At 70.4% G+C, this 14,608-nt stretch carries 11 protein-coding genes; 5 read left to right on the top strand and 6 right to left on the bottom strand.

What is annotated here, in order from left to right; genetic code table 11:
* Window positions 1–38: 38 nt before the first annotated feature.
* A complete protein-coding gene (locus CP982_RS26890; protein ID WP_150512833.1) occupies window positions 39–2,495 on the bottom strand; it encodes a transglycosylase domain-containing protein in 2,457 nt (818 codons plus the stop codon).
* Window positions 2,496–2,835: 340 nt separating this feature from the next.
* On the opposite strand from CP982_RS26890, the gene CP982_RS26885 reads away from it, so the two are divergent.
* From CP982_RS26885 to CP982_RS26875, 3 genes are read left to right on the top strand one after another with little or no spacing between them, the layout of a single operon-like run.
* Complete coding sequence (locus CP982_RS26885) at window positions 2,836–3,363, top strand: PadR family transcriptional regulator (protein ID WP_144320709.1); 528 nt, start codon at window positions 2,836–2,838, stop codon at window positions 3,361–3,363.
* Window positions 3,360–4,046 carry an ABC transporter ATP-binding protein gene (locus CP982_RS26880; protein WP_144320708.1) on the top strand — a complete coding sequence of 229 codons (687 nt, stop codon included), beginning with the start codon at window positions 3,360–3,362 and terminating at the stop codon, window positions 4,044–4,046. Before CP982_RS26885 ends, CP982_RS26880 begins: the two co-directional genes overlap by 4 nt.
* On the top strand, window positions 4,043–6,481 hold the full coding sequence (locus CP982_RS26875) for an FtsX-like permease family protein (protein WP_150512832.1): 2,439 nt from the start codon (window positions 4,043–4,045) through the stop codon (window positions 6,479–6,481). The genes CP982_RS26880 and CP982_RS26875 overlap by 4 nt, the downstream gene beginning before the upstream one ends.
* Before the next feature lie 164 nt (window positions 6,482–6,645).
* Here CP982_RS26875 and CP982_RS26870 read toward each other — a convergent pair whose 3' ends face one another.
* A complete protein-coding gene (locus tag CP982_RS26870; RefSeq protein ID WP_150512831.1) occupies window positions 6,646–7,584 on the bottom strand; it encodes a LysR substrate-binding domain-containing protein in 939 nt (312 codons plus the stop codon).
* Window positions 7,585–7,714: 130 nt separating this feature from the next.
* Here CP982_RS26870 and CP982_RS26865 point away from each other — a divergent pair, with 130 nt between their 5' ends.
* The gene (locus tag CP982_RS26865; RefSeq protein WP_150512830.1) at window positions 7,715–8,269 is read left to right on the top strand and encodes a peroxiredoxin; all 555 of its coding nucleotides are present in this window, start codon (window positions 7,715–7,717) and stop codon (window positions 8,267–8,269) included.
* 2 nt (window positions 8,270–8,271) lie between these two features.
* Complete coding sequence (locus CP982_RS26860) at window positions 8,272–8,802, top strand: alkyl hydroperoxide reductase (RefSeq protein WP_150512829.1); 531 nt, start codon at window positions 8,272–8,274, stop codon at window positions 8,800–8,802.
* Window positions 8,803–8,975: 173 nt separating this feature from the next.
* On the opposite strand, the gene CP982_RS26855 is transcribed toward CP982_RS26860, so the two are convergent.
* From CP982_RS26855 to CP982_RS26840, 4 genes are all read right to left on the bottom strand, one after another.
* Window positions 8,976–10,253 (bottom strand): AI-2E family transporter, encoded by a 1,278-nt coding sequence (locus CP982_RS26855; RefSeq protein WP_372503524.1) that lies wholly within the window; start codon window positions 10,251–10,253, stop codon window positions 8,976–8,978.
* Window positions 10,254–10,779: 526 nt separating this feature from the next.
* Complete coding sequence (locus tag CP982_RS26850; RefSeq protein ID WP_446560836.1) at window positions 10,780–11,520, bottom strand: aggregation-promoting factor C-terminal-like domain-containing protein; 741 nt, start codon at window positions 11,518–11,520, stop codon at window positions 10,780–10,782.
* A 515-nt stretch (window positions 11,521–12,035) separates the two neighbouring features.
* Window positions 12,036–13,358 carry an RNA 5'-3' helicase PhoH2 gene (phoH2, locus tag CP982_RS26845; RefSeq protein ID WP_150512827.1) on the bottom strand — a complete coding sequence of 441 codons (1,323 nt, stop codon included), beginning with the start codon at window positions 13,356–13,358 and terminating at the stop codon, window positions 12,036–12,038.
* Window positions 13,359–13,655: 297 nt separating this feature from the next.
* Window positions 13,656–14,417 carry an isoprenyl transferase gene (locus CP982_RS26840; protein WP_150512826.1) on the bottom strand — a complete coding sequence of 254 codons (762 nt, stop codon included), beginning with the start codon at window positions 14,415–14,417 and terminating at the stop codon, window positions 13,656–13,658.
* Between the last annotated feature and the right edge of the window lie 191 nt (window positions 14,418–14,608).

The following is a 14,608-nucleotide window of genomic DNA, read 5'->3' as shown; positions in this document are numbered from 1 at the left end:
TCCGGGCACTTCTCACGCCTGCCGCTACTCGTCCGCCGCTACTCGTCCTCGCGCGACGATCTGTCGGCCCGCCGATCGTCCGGGTCGTCCGGGATCCCGAACGTGGGCGACGTCGGCGTCGTCGGGGTCGTCGGCGGCGGAGTCGTCGGCTTCGTGGGCGGCGGGGTCGTCGGCGGCTTCGTCGACGGCGGCTTCGTCGTCGGGGGCTTCGTCGACGGCGGCTTGGTGCTCGGCTTGTCCTCGTCGTCCGGCTCGGTGGGCCGGGTCGTCGGGGTCGGCGGGGCCTGCGTGGTCGGGTCCGGCGGCGGCGCGACGGCCGCGCCCATGTCGGTGTCCAGATTGAACTTGGTGCGCGAACCGGTCGCGTTGAAGGTGTACGCCGCCCAGATCTCGGCCGGGAAGCTGCCGCCGTCGACGCGCGGCTTGCCGCCCGCGCCCCGCATGGACACCTGGGTGCCCCGCTTGACCTCGCCGTCGTCCTTGGGCTGCTCGCCGAAGAGACCGACCGCGGTGACCAGCTTCGGCGTGTAGCCCACGAACCAGGCCGACTTGTTGTCGTCGGACGTACCGGTCTTGCCCGCGACCTGCTGGCCCTTGCGGGTGGGCGCGTCCCGCACGGACGTGCGGGCGGTGCCGTCGTCGACCACGCCGGTGAGCACCGACGTCACCGAGTCGGCCGCGCCCCGGCTGATGACCCGGTCACCGATGGCGTCCGGCACCTCGACGGTGCGGTCCTTGTGCTCGACGGACTTCACGAGGCGCGGGGTGACCTGCTTGCCGTGGTTGTCGAGCGTCGCGTACACCCCGGCCATCTCCAGGGGGCTCGCGCCCATCGTGCCGAGCGTCTGCGCGGGCACCGCGGGCACGCCCTTGGTGCCCATGCCCAGCTTGCCCGCGGTCTCCAGGACCTTGTCCATCTTCACGTCCACGCCCATCTGCGCGAACACGGAGTTGACGGACTTGTTCATCGCGGTCTGCACGGTGACGGGGCCGTAGGAGCGGTCGTCCTCGTTCGGCGGCGCGAAGGCGATGTCGCTGCCCTTGACGGGGCGCTCGCTGCGGCCGCTGTAGATCGTGTTCGCCGTGATCGGCTTGCCGTCCTGGGTGGTGGCGCCCTCCTCCAGGGCGGCGGCGAGTATCAGCGGCTTGAAGGTGGAGGCGGGCTGGTAGTCGGTGCGGGTCGCGTTGTTCCGGTAGTGCTTGAGGTAGTCGTCGCCGCCGTACATCGCGACGATCGCGCCGGTCTTCGGGTCCACGGACACCGCGCCCGCCTGCACGCGCGCGTCGGCCTTGCTCTTCTTCGGGTCCAGGCGGTCGTTGAGCTTGCGGTCGACGGCCTTCTCCAGCTCGCGCTGCTTCTTGCGGTCGATGTTCAGCGTGATGGTGTAGCCGCCCAGCTTGAGCTGCGCCTCCGCCTCGGACTTGGTGTAGCCCTGCTCCATCAGCTGCCGCTGGACGATCTCGTTGGCGAACTGGACCAGATAGCCCGTCTGCCCCTTCATGCCGGGCGCGGCCTTCGGCGCGTGCGGATAGGGGAACTTCAGCCCGTCGCGCTTGCCGGAGTCGAGCCAGCCCTCCTCGACCATGTTGTTCAGTACGTAGTTCCAGCGCTCCTTGACCAGCTTCTTACCGGTCGGGGTCGCGGTGGTGTAGTCGTAGGAGCTCGGCGCCTGGAGGAGGGCGGCGAGGTAGGCGCCCTGCGAGACGCTCAGCTTCGCGGCGTCGACGCCGTAGTAGGCCTGGGCAGCGGCCTGGATGCCGTACGCGCCGCGGCCGTAGTAGCTGGTGTTGATGTAGCCCGCGAGGATGTCGTCCTTGCTCTTCTCGCGGTCCACCTTCAGCGAGATGACCAGCTCTTTGAGCTTGCGCGTGACGGTCTGTTCCTGCGTCAGGTAGTAGTTCTTGACGTACTGCTGGGTGATCGTCGAGCCACCCTGCTTGCCCTTGCCCGACAGGGTGTTGAGCACGCCGCGCGCGGTGCCCTTGAAGTCGATGCCCGTGTCCTTGTAGAAGGACTTGTTCTCGGCGGCGACGAAGGTGCGCTGCACTTCCTTGGGGATCTCGTCGAGGTCGACGATCTCGCGGTTGACCTCGCCGTCGCGGTACAGGACCGTGCCGTCGCTGTACTTGATGATGTTGCTCTGCTTCTTCGCCAGGGCGTTGCCCTTGGGGATGTCCACCACCAGGTAGAGGATCACGAAGCCGAGCATGCCGAGCAGGATGACGCCGAAGAAATAGCCGAGGAGCTTCTTCCAGGTGAAGAAGCGGCGTATGCCGGTGCGCTTGGGCTTGCCGCCGCGGGTGCGCCGCGCCTTGGCGCCCTCGCCGGATTCGCCCGAGCCGGAGCCGGGCCCGGTGCCCGCCGGTGCGCCCTCGGCGGGGCTCGTACCGGCGTCGGCGGACGTACCGGCGTCGGCGGGCCCGGTGGCCGGGCGGCCGCGCACGGCTCGGCGCGCGCCGCGCTGCCGCGCTTTTCGCTCTTCCGCTCGGCCCATGACTGTCGTCGCTCCGCTTCTCGTCGTGTCGTCTCGTACCGCTCGCGCGTCCCGTACTTCTCGTACTTCTCGTACTGCCCGCACGGGTCAGGTCAGCTCATGAAGCTAACACCGCACCCAAGGACAAAAGGCGCCCGATCCGGTCTTTTCCGGACGTGACAATGAGCACCCATGCCAGGGGAACCCTTGCCACTCCACCGGAATCGACTCCTCGGAAGCGCGGACGGTTGCCTCCCCTTTCTGCCGGAGTGGTCACACCCGCTGCCCCCGGCCGACCACGGGGCCGGCTACACACTCGACGTATACACACCACGTATACGTGGTGTGTATAGTGCTCCGCATGTCCATCGGTCACACCCTCCTCGGCTTGCTGGAGTCCGGTCCGCGCCACGGCTACGACCTCAAGCGCGCCTTCGACGAGAAGTTCGGGCACGACAAGCCGCTGCACTACGGCCAGGTCTACTCGACCATGTCGCGCCTGCTGAAGAACGGCCTCGTCGAGGTCGACGGCATAGAGGCGGGCGACGGCCCCGAGCGCAAGCGGTACGCCATCACCGAGGCGGGCGTCACCGACGTCCAGCGGTGGCTCGCGACGCCGGAGAAGCCCGAGCCGTACCTCCAGTCGACGCTCTACACCAAGGTCGTCCTCGCGCTGCTCACGCACCGGGACGCCGCCGACATCCTCGACACCCAGCGGTCCGAGCACCTGCGCATGATGCGCATCCTCACCGACCGCAAGCGCAAGGGCGACCTCGCCGACCAGCTGATCTGCGACCACGCCCTGTTCCACCTCGAAGCCGACCTGCGCTGGCTCGAGCTGACCAGTGCCCGCCTCGGCAGGCTCGCCAAGGAGGTGCTCCCCGCATGACCCCCGCCGGTTCCCTGCTCGCCGCACACGGCCTGCGCAAGGCCTACGGGCCCACGACCGCGCTCGACGACGCCGAGTTCTCCATACACCCCGGCGAGGTCGTCGCCGTCATGGGCCCCTCCGGCTCCGGCAAGTCCACGCTCCTGCACTGTCTGGCCGGGATCGTGCGTCCCGACGCGGGCGAAATCTCGTACAACGGCCGCTCATTGACGTCGATGACGGACACCGGCCTGAGCGCGCTGCGGCGCAGCGAGTTCGGCTTCGTCTTCCAGTTCGGGCAGCTCGTGCCGGAGCTGACCTGCGTCGAGAACGTGGCCCTTCCGCTGCGGCTCAACGGCGCCAAGCGCAAGGACGCCGAGCGCACCGCCCTGTCCTGGATGGAGCGCCTGGAGGTCGACGACGTGCGCGCCAAGCGCCCCGGCGAGGTCTCCGGCGGCCAGGGCCAGCGCGTCGCCGTGGCCCGCGCGCTCGCCACCAGCCCGCGCGTGGTCTTCGCCGACGAGCCCACGGGCGCGCTCGACTCGCTCAACGGCGAGCGCGTGATGGAGCTGCTCACCGACGCCGCCCGGTCCACCAACGCCGCCGTCGTCCTGGTCACGCACGAGACCCGCGTCGCCGCGTACTCCGACCGCGAGATCGTCGTCCGCGACGGCAAGTCACGGGACATGGAGCGCCTCGTATGAGCACGACCCGGACCAAGCCGGCCGTGGCGGCGCCCGCCGCGCCCGTCGGCCCCACCGGCGTCCGCGCCTGGCTCCGCGACCTGGCCATGGGCCTGCGCTTCGCGGTCGGCGGCGGTCGGCAGGGCTGGACCCGCACGATCCTCACGGCCGTCGGCGTGGGCCTCGGCGTGGCGCTGCTGCTCGGCGCCGCGTCCGTCCCGGACATGCTGAACAAGCGCGACGCCCGCTCCACGGCGCGCACCCCGCTCGCCGAGATGAACGGCAAGCAGGTCGAGCCCGGTGACACGTCGGTCCTGTCCATCAACGTGGGCACCGACTTCGGCGACTCCGAGATCAACGGCCGCATGCTGCGCGCCGACGGCAAGCGGCCGGTCCTGCCGCCCGGCCTCGGCTCCCTGCCCGGGCCCGGCGAGATGGTCGTCTCGCCCGCCCTGCGGGACCTGATGAACAGCTCCGGGGGCAAGCTCCTCAAGGAGCGCTTCAGCCAGTACCGCCAGGCGGGCACCATCGGCGACGCGGGCCTGATGCACCCCAAGGAGCTGTACTACTACCTCGGCTCCGACTCCCTGACCAAGAGCGACGGCGCCTACCGCACGCAGTCCTTCGGCTACAAGGAGCCCGCCGAGCCCCTCGACCCGCTCCTGGTCGTCCTCATCGTGCTGATCTGCGTCGTCCTGCTCACCCCGGTGGTCATCTTCATCGGCACCGCGGTCCGCTTCGGCGGCGAGCGCCGCGACCAGCGACTGGCCGCGCTGCGCCTGGTCGGCGCGGACCGGCGGGCGGTGCGGCGGATCGCGGCGGGCGAGGCGCTCTGCGGGGCGCTGCTCGGGCTCGTCGCGGGCGCCGGGTTCTTCCTGCTCGCCCGGCAGCTGGTCGGCATGGTCGACATCTGGAAGGTCAGCGCCTTCCCGTCCGACATGGTGCCGCTGCCGGGGCTCGCCGCCCTGATCCTCGTGACCGTGCCCGTCTCCGCGGTGGTGGTCACCCTGGTGTCGCTGCGCGCGGTCACCATCGAGCCCCTTGGCGTCGTCCGCAGCTCGGCGCCGCGCAAGCGCCGCCTGTGGTGGCGGCTGCTGCTTCCGGTCGTCGGCCTCGGGATCCTGCTCGGCCAGGACCGCATCTCGACCCAGTCCACCACGGCCGACGTGCACGTCTACGTCATCGCCGTCGGCGCGACCCTCGCCCTCGTCGGCCTCGCCACGCTGCTGCCCTGGCTCGTCGAGGCCGCCGTGGCCAAGCTGCGCGGCGGGCCCGTGCCCTGGCAGCTGGCCACCCGCCGGCTGCAGTTGAGCAGCGGCACCGCGGCCCGCGCGGTCAGCGGGATCACGGTCGCGGTGGCGGGCGCCGTCGCCCTGCAGATGCTCTTCGCGTCCATGCACGACGACTTCAACACCGTCACGGACAGCGACCCGCGCCGCGCCCAGCTCAGCGTGCACTCGTCGCAGGCCAGCGGCGCGCTCGCGCAGCGCATGATCGACGACTTCCGCGCCACCAAGGGCGTCAAGAGCGTCATGGGCAGCGTCTCGGCGTACGTCGTCAAGCCCGGCAAGCTGCCCAAGGGCCAGGAGTCCGACGGCTACCGGCCCACCACGGAGCTGCGCGTCGGCACCTGCGAGACGCTGCGCGAACTCGCCCGCGTCAAGTCCTGTACGAACGGCGACACGTTCATCGTGCGCTCCGGGGACCGGGAGTCGACCGCGCAGGTCGAGATGGTGGCCCGCCCCGGCAAGCCGGTCGACCTCAACTCCGAATCCTGGTTCCGCTACGACGGCAGCAAGCCGCGCGGCAAGCACTCTCCGTGGACGCTGCCGAAGTCGACCCGGACCGTGCAGTCCCGGCCCGACCCGGTGGGCGACGAGTACTACGGCATCTTCGCCACGCCGCGCGCCGTCGACGTGGACCGCATGGCCGACGCCTCGACCAACGCCATGGTCCAGATCGACCGGAGCGTGCCGGACGCCGAGGAGTACGTGCGCAACACCGCGGCCCGCATGGATCCGCTGGTGCGCGTGATGACCATCCGCCTGATGGAGCGCGACAAGCAGTACGCGTCCGTCCAGAAGGGCCTGCAGGCCGGTGCCGTCGCCACGATGATGCTGATCGCCGCGTCCATGCTGGTGTCCATGCTGGAGCAGCTCCGCGAGCGCAAGCGCCTGCTCGCGGCCCTGACCGCCTTCGGCACCCGCCGCACCTCGATGGGCTGGTCGGTCCTGTGGCAGACCGCCATCCCCGTGGCGCTCGGCCTCGCCCTCGCCGTCGCCGGCGGCCTGGCCCTCGGCGCCGTGATGTGCCGCATGATCGCCAAGCAGGTCACGGACTGGCTGGTGTTCCTCCCGCTGGCGGGAGCGGGCGCGGTCCTGGTCGCGGTCGTGACGGCCCTGAGCCTGCCACCGCTGTGGCGGATGATGCGCCCGGACGGCTTGCGAACGGAGTGACGCGGGTACGTACGTCTGCTGGGGCGGGAGTTCATGAACTCCCGCCCCAGCGGCATGGGCGCCCCCGAAGGGGCGCGGGACTGTGTCCATATGCGGCTCCGCCGCGTGGGCGCGCCCAGCCCCAGTCAGCGGCAAGCCGACAGACCACACCCACCACAGCGGCGTTAGAGCACCCGCACGGGCAGGGGCCGCAAGGCCCCCCGCAACGCCTCGGCCAGCTCCGCGTATTCGGCGCCCCGGGCCGCCCCCGACCGCATCGCCAGCGCGACGCGCCTCGTGGGCGCGGGATCGGCGAAGTATCCGGTGAGCAACTGGCTGCTGCGGCTGGTCTCGACGCGCACGGCGGTCCGCGGAAGCAGCGTCACCCCGAGCCCGCCGGCCACGAGCTGCACCAGGGTGGAGAGCCCGGCGGCGGTCGTGGTGACGGGCGCGTCGGCGCGGCCCGCCTCGCGGCAGATGTCCAGGGCCTGGTCCCGCAGGCAGTGCCCCTCGTCGAGCAGCAGCAGATTCAGCTCCCGCAGCGCCTCGCGGGGAATCCCCTCCCGGCCGCCCAGCCAGTGGTCGAGCGGTGTGACCAGGACGAAGTCCTCGTCGAACAGGGGCAGTTCGGTGACACCGGGCACCCCGAGCGGCACCGCGAGGAGCAGCAGGTCGAGCCGCCCCGCTCCCAGGCCTTCGAGCAGCGAGGACGTCTGCTCCTCGTGCACCTGGAGATCCAGGTGCGGATACTTCTCGTGGACGAGCGCGAGCACCGTCGGCAGCAGGTACGGCGCCACGGTCGGGATCACGCCGAGCCGGAGCGCGCCCGTGAACGGCGCCTTCACGGCGTCCGCCTCCTCCAGGAGCGCCTCGACCTCGCCGAGGACGGCCTTGGCGCGCACGGCGAGCCGCTCACCGGCCGGGGAGAGCAGCACCTTGCGGGTGGTCCGCTCCAGGAGCTGGACACCCAGTGCCTCCTCGAGCGCGGAGACGGCACCGGACAGCGCGGGCTGGCTCATCCCGATCGCCGCCGCGGCGTCCCGGAAGTGCAGATGCTCGGCGACGGCGGCGAAGGCGCGCAGCTGCGCCAGACTGGGTTGCTTGCCCCTATTTACGGCAGCCACTGATAGCTACCTCCAATCAACGCGACCCAGTGTAGCTATTTCCCTAATCAATGCACCCTGTGCCACGATCACTGGAGTCCAACCCCTTGGATTCCCTCGACCAGGGTTTCCTCCGCTGCAAGGAGTGCGCGTGCTCACTGTTGGTGACAAGTTCCCCGAGTTCGACCTGACTGCCTGTGTCTCGCTGGAGAAGGGCAAGGAGTTCGAGCAGATCAACCACAAGACCTACGAGGGCAAGTGGAAGATCGTCTTCGCGTGGCCCAAGGACTTCACCTTCGTGTGCCCGACCGAGATCGCGGCCTTCGGCAAGCTGAACGACGAGTTCGCCGACCGTGACGCCCAGGTCCTCGGCTTCTCCGGCGACTCCGAGTTCGTGCACCACGCCTGGCGCAAGGACCACCCGGACCTGACCGACCTGCCCTTCCCGATGCTGGCCGACTCCAAGCACGAGCTCATGCGTGACCTCGGCATCGAGGGCGAGGACGGCTTCGCGCAGCGCGCCGTCTTCATCGTCGACCAGAACAACGAGATCCAGTTCACGATGGTGACCGCCGGTTCCGTCGGCCGTAACCCCAAGGAGGTCCTGCGGGTCCTCGACGCTCTCCAGACGGACGAGCTGTGCCCCTGCAACTGGAGCAAGGGCGAGGACACCCTGGACGCGGTCGCGCTCCTGGCCGGTGAGTGAGCATGGCCCTCGATGAGCTGAAGGCCGCCGTCCCGGACTACGCCAAGGACCTGAAGCTGAACCTCGGCTCGGTCATCGGCAACTCCGAGCTGCCCAAGCAGCAGCTCTGGGGCACGGTGCTCGCCTGCGCGATCGCCTCGCGCTCCGCGCGGGTGCTGCGCGAGCTGGAGCCCGAGGCGAAGGCGAACCTCTCCCCCGAGGCGTACACCGCGGCCAAGTCCGCGGCCGCCATCATGGCGATGAACAACGTCTTCTACCGCACGCGCCACCTGCTCTCCGACCCGGAGTACGGGACGATGCGCGCGGGCCTGCGGATGAACGTCATCGGCAACCCGGGCGTGGAGAAGGTCGACTTCGAGCTCTGGTCGCTCGCGGTCTCCGCGATCAACGGCTGCGGCATGTGCCTCGACTCGCACGAGCAGGTGCTGCGCAAGGCCGGTGTGGACCGCGACACGATCCAGGAGGCCTTCAAGATCGCCTCCGTGATCCAGGCCGTCGGCGTCACCCTGGAGACCGAGGCCCACCTGGCCTGACGGCCGTGGCTGGTCGCGCAGTTCCCCGCGCCCCTTCGGGGCGCTGTCGAAAGGCCCCGCTCGTACCCACGAGCGGGGCCCTTCGGCGTACCGGCAGAGAATCAAGCCCGTCCGGCGTTTGAGGACGAGCGCGCCAGCGCGATGCGGGTACGGACGGCAGGAAACAGCCCGAGTCAGCCCGAGGAGGGGCGGGTGGGCGGGGAGGGAAGCTGCTCCGGAGCCGGGGCCGTGTCCGCCACCGCTTCGGCCTGGCGAAGGGCCAGTTCTCGGGAGTAGGCACGCAAGTGCCCGACCACCGTGTTCGTCACGGCCACGAGCGGCACGGCCACCACCGCTCCCCCGATCCCGGCCACCATGCCCCCGGCCGCCACGGAGAGCACCACGGCCAGCGGGTGCACCCGCACCGCGCGGCCAAGGATGAACGGCTGGAGGATGTGCCCCTCGATCTGCTGCACCGCGAGGACCACCACGAGCGACATCACGGCCGTGAACACGCCCTGCGTGACCAGCGCGACGACGACCGCGAGCGCGCCGGAGATCACCGCGCCCACCAGCGGGATGAACGCGAACAGGAAAATGAAGACGGCCAGCGGCACGGCCATGGGCACGCCCAGGAAGTAGATCCCGAGCCCGATGAAGACGGCGTCGATGAGGGCCACTATCACCGTGCCCCGCACATACGCGGTGAGCGTGCGCCACGCCTGCGGCCCCGCCCCCGCGACGCCGGGCCGGGCCGCGGCGGGCACGAGCCGGAGGAACCACTTCCAGATGCGCGGCCCGTCGTACAGCAGGAAGAGCGTGGAGAACACCGCGAGGAGGATGCCGGTGAGGGCCTCCATGATGACGGTGACGCCTTCGAGGCTCGCGGAGGTGATCTCCTCGGAGTTGGCACCCACCGCTTCGCGCAGGCTCTTCGCGATGTCGTTGATCTGGTCCTCGGTGACGTGGAAGGGGCTGTTGAGCAGCCACTTGCGCAAGTCCTCGATGCCGTCCTGGATTTGGCTGGAGAGCGTGTCGACGTTCTCCATGACCTGCCAGACCACGAACCAGCCCACGAGCCCCATGATCACGAAGCCGAGCACGGCGGTGACCATCGTGGCGAGCCCGCGCGGCAGACCGAGCCTGCTGAGCCGGGCCACGGTCGGCTGCAGCAGCGCCGTGATGAGCAGCGCGGCGACGAACGCGAACACCACGAGCTGGACCGCGCTGATGACCTTCATCAGGACCCAGACGGTGCCCGCGAGCACGAGCAGCCGCCACCCGGCCTCGGCGGCGACCCGCATGCCCCACGGCACGGCGGCCACGGGGTCGGGCCGCGCCGCTATGGCGGGCGCGTAGGCGGGCGGCGCGGGCACCTGGTCCGCGGCCGCGGCGTCGTCCGCGTCGGACGGGTCCTCGCCCCGGGCCCGGCCCTCGGCGTCGGCCCGCGCGTCGGCGGCGTGCCGCACCATGTCGGCGTACCGCTTGCGCAGCGACAGCTTCGTGCCCCCCGGGGCGTGCTCCCCGGGGGCGGCGCCGTCCTCGGCGGCGGGCCGCGCGGCGGGCGCGGAGTCGTCGGCGCGCGCGTGCGTGCCGTCGGGGGCGGCGTCCTCGGCCTCGGCGGGTCCGGGAAGGGCGGCTCCGGCCGTCAGACCCTCGCCGACAGCACCGGACACACCAGGGGCACTGGACGTATCGGATACATCGGATACGACGGACGCGTCGGACGGCTCGTCCCGGCCGACGGCGGCCGGCTCCGGTTCGGGGGTGTCCTGGCCGCCCTGGGCACGGCCCGTGTCCAGGCGTTCACCCAGCCTGGTCAGGCCCGCGCCGACGCGGCGGCGCCACCCTGGAACTCGCGACATGATCCGTCCTCTTCCCCCCGCCTTGCCCCACCGGAGCCCCCGGTCGTCCCGCTGGGGCGTTCGAACCGACCGTACATGGCGAAGCCCCCCACCGTAGGACGATGAGGGGCCGCGCCAGGTTGAGCGTGATCGCTCAGTACCAGTTGTTCGCCTGCCAGAAGCTCCAGGCTCCGCACGGGCTGCCGTAGCGGTCGTTCATGTAGTTGAGGCCCCACTTGATCTGCGTGGCCGGATTGGTGCGCCAGTCTGCGCCCGCCGAGGCCATCTTGGTGCCGGGCAGTGCCTGGACCAGGCCGTAGGCGCCGGAGGAGGCGTTGGTGGCGCGGTAGTTCCACGTGGACTCGTGGTTCACGATGTTGCTGAAGCACTGGAACTGGCCCGCGGGGACCATCTGCCGGGCCATCGCCTGGACCTGGGCCACCGTGTAGGAGCTCTGCGGGGCGAAGTCGGAGGCATCGCGCGAGGAGGAACGGCTCGCCTTGTTCTCCAGGCGCTCCTTCTCCTGCTGCTTCTTCTTCTCCGCGGCTTCCTTGGCGGCGGCCTTCTTGTCCGCTTCCGCCTGCTTCGCCGCCTTCTGCTTGGCGACGGCGTTCTTGGCGGCCTGGACGCGGGCGGCCTCAGCGGCGGACTTCTTCGCGGCCGAGTCGGCGGCCATCGCCTGGGCGTCGGCCTGCTGCGCCACCGAAGTGGTCTGCACCTGGGCCTGCTCGCCTGCGGGGATGTCTGCGAGGAGAGTCGAGTCGCTGGCCGTCGCCTCGAGGTCGTTCGAGTTCGAGGACTGGGTGTCGCCCGAGGCAACACCCACGACGGCGCCTACGGTGGTGACCGCGGTGGCCGACGCCACCGCGAATCCCCGGACCGAGATCCGGCTCACACGGTTTCCTTCCAGCATCGCCCGCATAGGTGACCTCGCGGACGCAATCGTGCCCCTGACGCTGGCCTCCGCTTGCTGATCGGTCACGGGAGGCGCGGGCCCGGTGGACAACTCCCGTGGCGGGAGCGCCGCGTGGTGCTTCGGGCGGCATACGGCTACCACTATGAAGTTCTGTTGTTCCGTACCGCTGGGGGTACAGGAGTGCCGTATGCGGGGCCTGACAGGACCCAGACTCTGCCGTAGCGGGATGCCGGGAGGCAATTCCGAGTTGCGTGTGAAAGCTCACATCCCGTTTGTCCCAGCAGTTTTACGGAAACACAGACGCACGGGGGCGACACCCCACTAGGCTCTTCCGCTTCATCGGTCGCGGCCGATCGCCGCTGCCCCAGGGGCAATTGACCTCACCTCAGTCCTGAACCACGAAAATCCCCCGTTCCGTGCGGAACGGGGGATTTTCGCGCTTCGGACGAACTTCGGGCGGACTTCGGACGAAACGGCCGGACCTGTCGGGCCGCTCAGATCTGGCTGTCCTCCAGCATCTCGGTCACCAGGGCCGCGATCTGCGAGCGCTCCGAGCGCGTGAGCGTCACATGGGCGAAGAGCGGATGCCCCTTCAGCTTCTCGATGACGGCGACCACTCCGTCGTACCGCCCGACCCGGAGGTTGTCGCGCTGGGCGACGTCGTGGGTCAGGACGACGCGGGAGTTCGCGCCGATCCGGGACAGGACCGTCAGGAGGACGTTCCGCTCCAGGGACTGGGCCTCGTCCACGATGACGAACGCGTCGTGGAGGGAGCGGCCGCGGATGTGCGTGAGCGGCAGGACCTCCAGCATGCCCCGCGCCGACACCTCCTCGATGACCTCCTTGCTCGCGACCGAGCCGAGCGTGTCGAAGACGGCCTGCGCCCAGGGCCCCATCTTCTCGGCCTCGGTGCCGGGCAGATAGCCGAGCTCCTGCCCGCCCACCGCGTACAGCGGCCGGAAGACCATCACCTTCTGGTGCTGGCGCCGCTCCAGGACGGCTTCCAGGCCCGCGCAGAGCGCGAGCGCGGACTTGCCGGTGCCCGCGCGGCCGCCCATCGAGACGATGCCGACGTCCGGGGCGAGGAGCAGGTCGAGTGCGACGCGCTGCTCGGCGCTGCGGCCCTTGAGGCCGAAGGCCTCGCGGTCGCCGCGGACCAGGCGCACATTGCCCTCGGCCGTGACCCGGCCGAGCGCCTTGCCGCGCTCGGACTGGATGGTCAGACCGGTGTGCACGGGCAGCTCGGACGCCTCCGGGACGTACAGCGTCTCCGTCTCGTAGAGGAGGTCGACCTGCTCGCCCGAGAGGGTCAGTTCGGACATGCCGGTCCAGCCGGAGGAGTCCGTGATGGCGAGCTCCGCCCGGTACTCCTCGGCGAGGAGGCCGACGGAGGACGCCTTGATCCGCAGCGGCAGGTCCTTCGATACGACGGTGACGTCGTACCCCTCGGCCTGGAGGTTGCGGGCCACGGCGAGGATGCGCGAGTCGTTGTCGCCCAGGCGGTAACCGGCGGGGAGCACGCCGGGGTCGGAGTGGTTGAGCTCGACGCGCAGGGTCCCGTCCAGGCTGCCGATCGGGATGGGCGCGTCCAGGCGCCCGTACCTGATGCGGAAGTCGTCGAGCAGGCGCAGGGCCTGCCGGGCGAAGTAGCCGAGCTCGGGATGGTGGCGCTTGGCCTCTAGCTCCGTCACTACGACGATCGGCAGCACCACTTCGTGCTCGTCGAAACGCGCGAGCGCGTTCGGGTCGGCGAGCAGGACGCTGGTGTCGAGAACATAGGTGCGCCGGCCTTGCTGGCGCTTCGTGCTGGTCACCACGGAAGGACGTACCCCCTCGGATGAGGTCGGGGAGCGACGGAGGGAACTGGGCCGGTGTGCGGCCCCCATGCGCGGGCCGGGCACCGGCCCTCCGTGTCGTCCGCGCTCACCGCGCGGTCGTCCTGGCGCAAAGGGCCTCCCGGGCGGACGGCCCCGTGCCGTCCGCTGAGATACGGCGCCCGTGAATCGGACACCGACCTGGAGGGCTTATTCCCTCGAACAAGCGCAGCCATGCCATGGCATATGACGGCGCGTTGGTTAACTCCCGGTTACCGAGTCCTCAGTCCACCCGGTTCGTCATCCACCGTAACGGCGGTGCCGCGCGGCGTAATCACGCAGCGCACGCAGGAAGTCCACCTTCCGGAACGCCGGCCAGAAGACTTCGCAGAAGTAGTACTCGGAGTGAGCGGACTGCCAGAGCATGAAGCCGGACAGGCGCTGTTCACCACTCGTCCGGATCACCAGGTCGGGGTCCGGCTGGCCGCTGGTGTAGAGGTGCTTGGAGATCTGCTCGACGTCGACGCTGTCGGCGATGTCCTCGATGGAGGTGCCGCGCTCGGCGTGGTCGAGCAGCAGGGAGCGGACGGCGTCGGCGATCTCCTGGCGGCCGCCGTAGCCGACCGCGACGTTGACGAGTATCCCCTTGTTGGTGTCGGTGGCCTGCTCGGCCTCCTTCAGGACCCGCTGGGTGCGGCCCGGGAGCAGGTCGGGGGTCCCCACGTGGTGCACGCGCCAGCGGCCGTCGGCCGCGAGGCTGCGGACCGTCTCCTCGATGATGCCGACGAGCGGGACGAGCTCCTCTTCGGGGCGGTCGAGGTTGTCCGTGGACAGCATCCACAGCGTGACGACCTCGACGTCGGTCTCGGCGCACCAGCCGAGGAACTCCTCGATCTTGTACGCGCCCGCCTGGTGGCCCTGCTCGGTGGTGCCGCCGGAGGCCTTCGCCCAGCGGCGGTTGCCGTCGAGGATGACGCCGATGTGCTTGGGCACCTGCGCGTGATCGAGGCGGCCCTCCACCCGGTGTGCGTACAGCCGGTACACCAGGTCGCGCAAGCTCACGAGATTCCACCTCTCACGAAAGTCAGCCGCTGCCCCGGGGGGCCGACCGGCCGGGGGGTCCTGGGGCCCGACAGCAGTCCCCGAAGCCGAAAGGGTACCGCTGCGCGGGCGGTCCCTCGGCCCGGGTGCCGCCCCGGACGGGAGAAAGCGGGGCGCGCGGCACGGGCGTTGGGGCCGCAGGCCCATCCGAG

This window comes from Streptomyces spectabilis (assembly GCF_008704795.1).
In the GTDB taxonomy this organism is placed as follows: domain Bacteria; phylum Actinomycetota; class Actinomycetes; order Streptomycetales; family Streptomycetaceae; genus Streptomyces; species Streptomyces spectabilis.
This window is presented reverse-complemented; position numbering and strand designations above follow the sequence as displayed.

Coding starts and splice junctions, on each gene's coding strand:
- CP982_RS26890 (WP_150512833.1), bottom strand. CDS start 2,495: ATGGGCCGAGCGGAAGAGCGAAAAGCGCGGCAGCGCGGCGCGCGCCGA.
- CP982_RS26885 (WP_144320709.1), top strand. CDS start 2,836: ATGTCCATCGGTCACACCCTCCTCGGCTTGCTGGAGTCCGGTCCGCGC.
- CP982_RS26880 (WP_144320708.1), top strand. CDS start 3,360: ATGACCCCCGCCGGTTCCCTGCTCGCCGCACACGGCCTGCGCAAGGCC.
- CP982_RS26875 (WP_150512832.1), top strand. CDS start 4,043: ATGAGCACGACCCGGACCAAGCCGGCCGTGGCGGCGCCCGCCGCGCCC.
- CP982_RS26860 (WP_150512829.1), top strand. CDS start 8,272: ATGGCCCTCGATGAGCTGAAGGCCGCCGTCCCGGACTACGCCAAGGAC.
- CP982_RS26855 (WP_372503524.1), bottom strand. CDS start 10,253: ATGGTGCGGCACGCCGCCGACGCGCGGGCCGACGCCGAGGGCCGGGCC.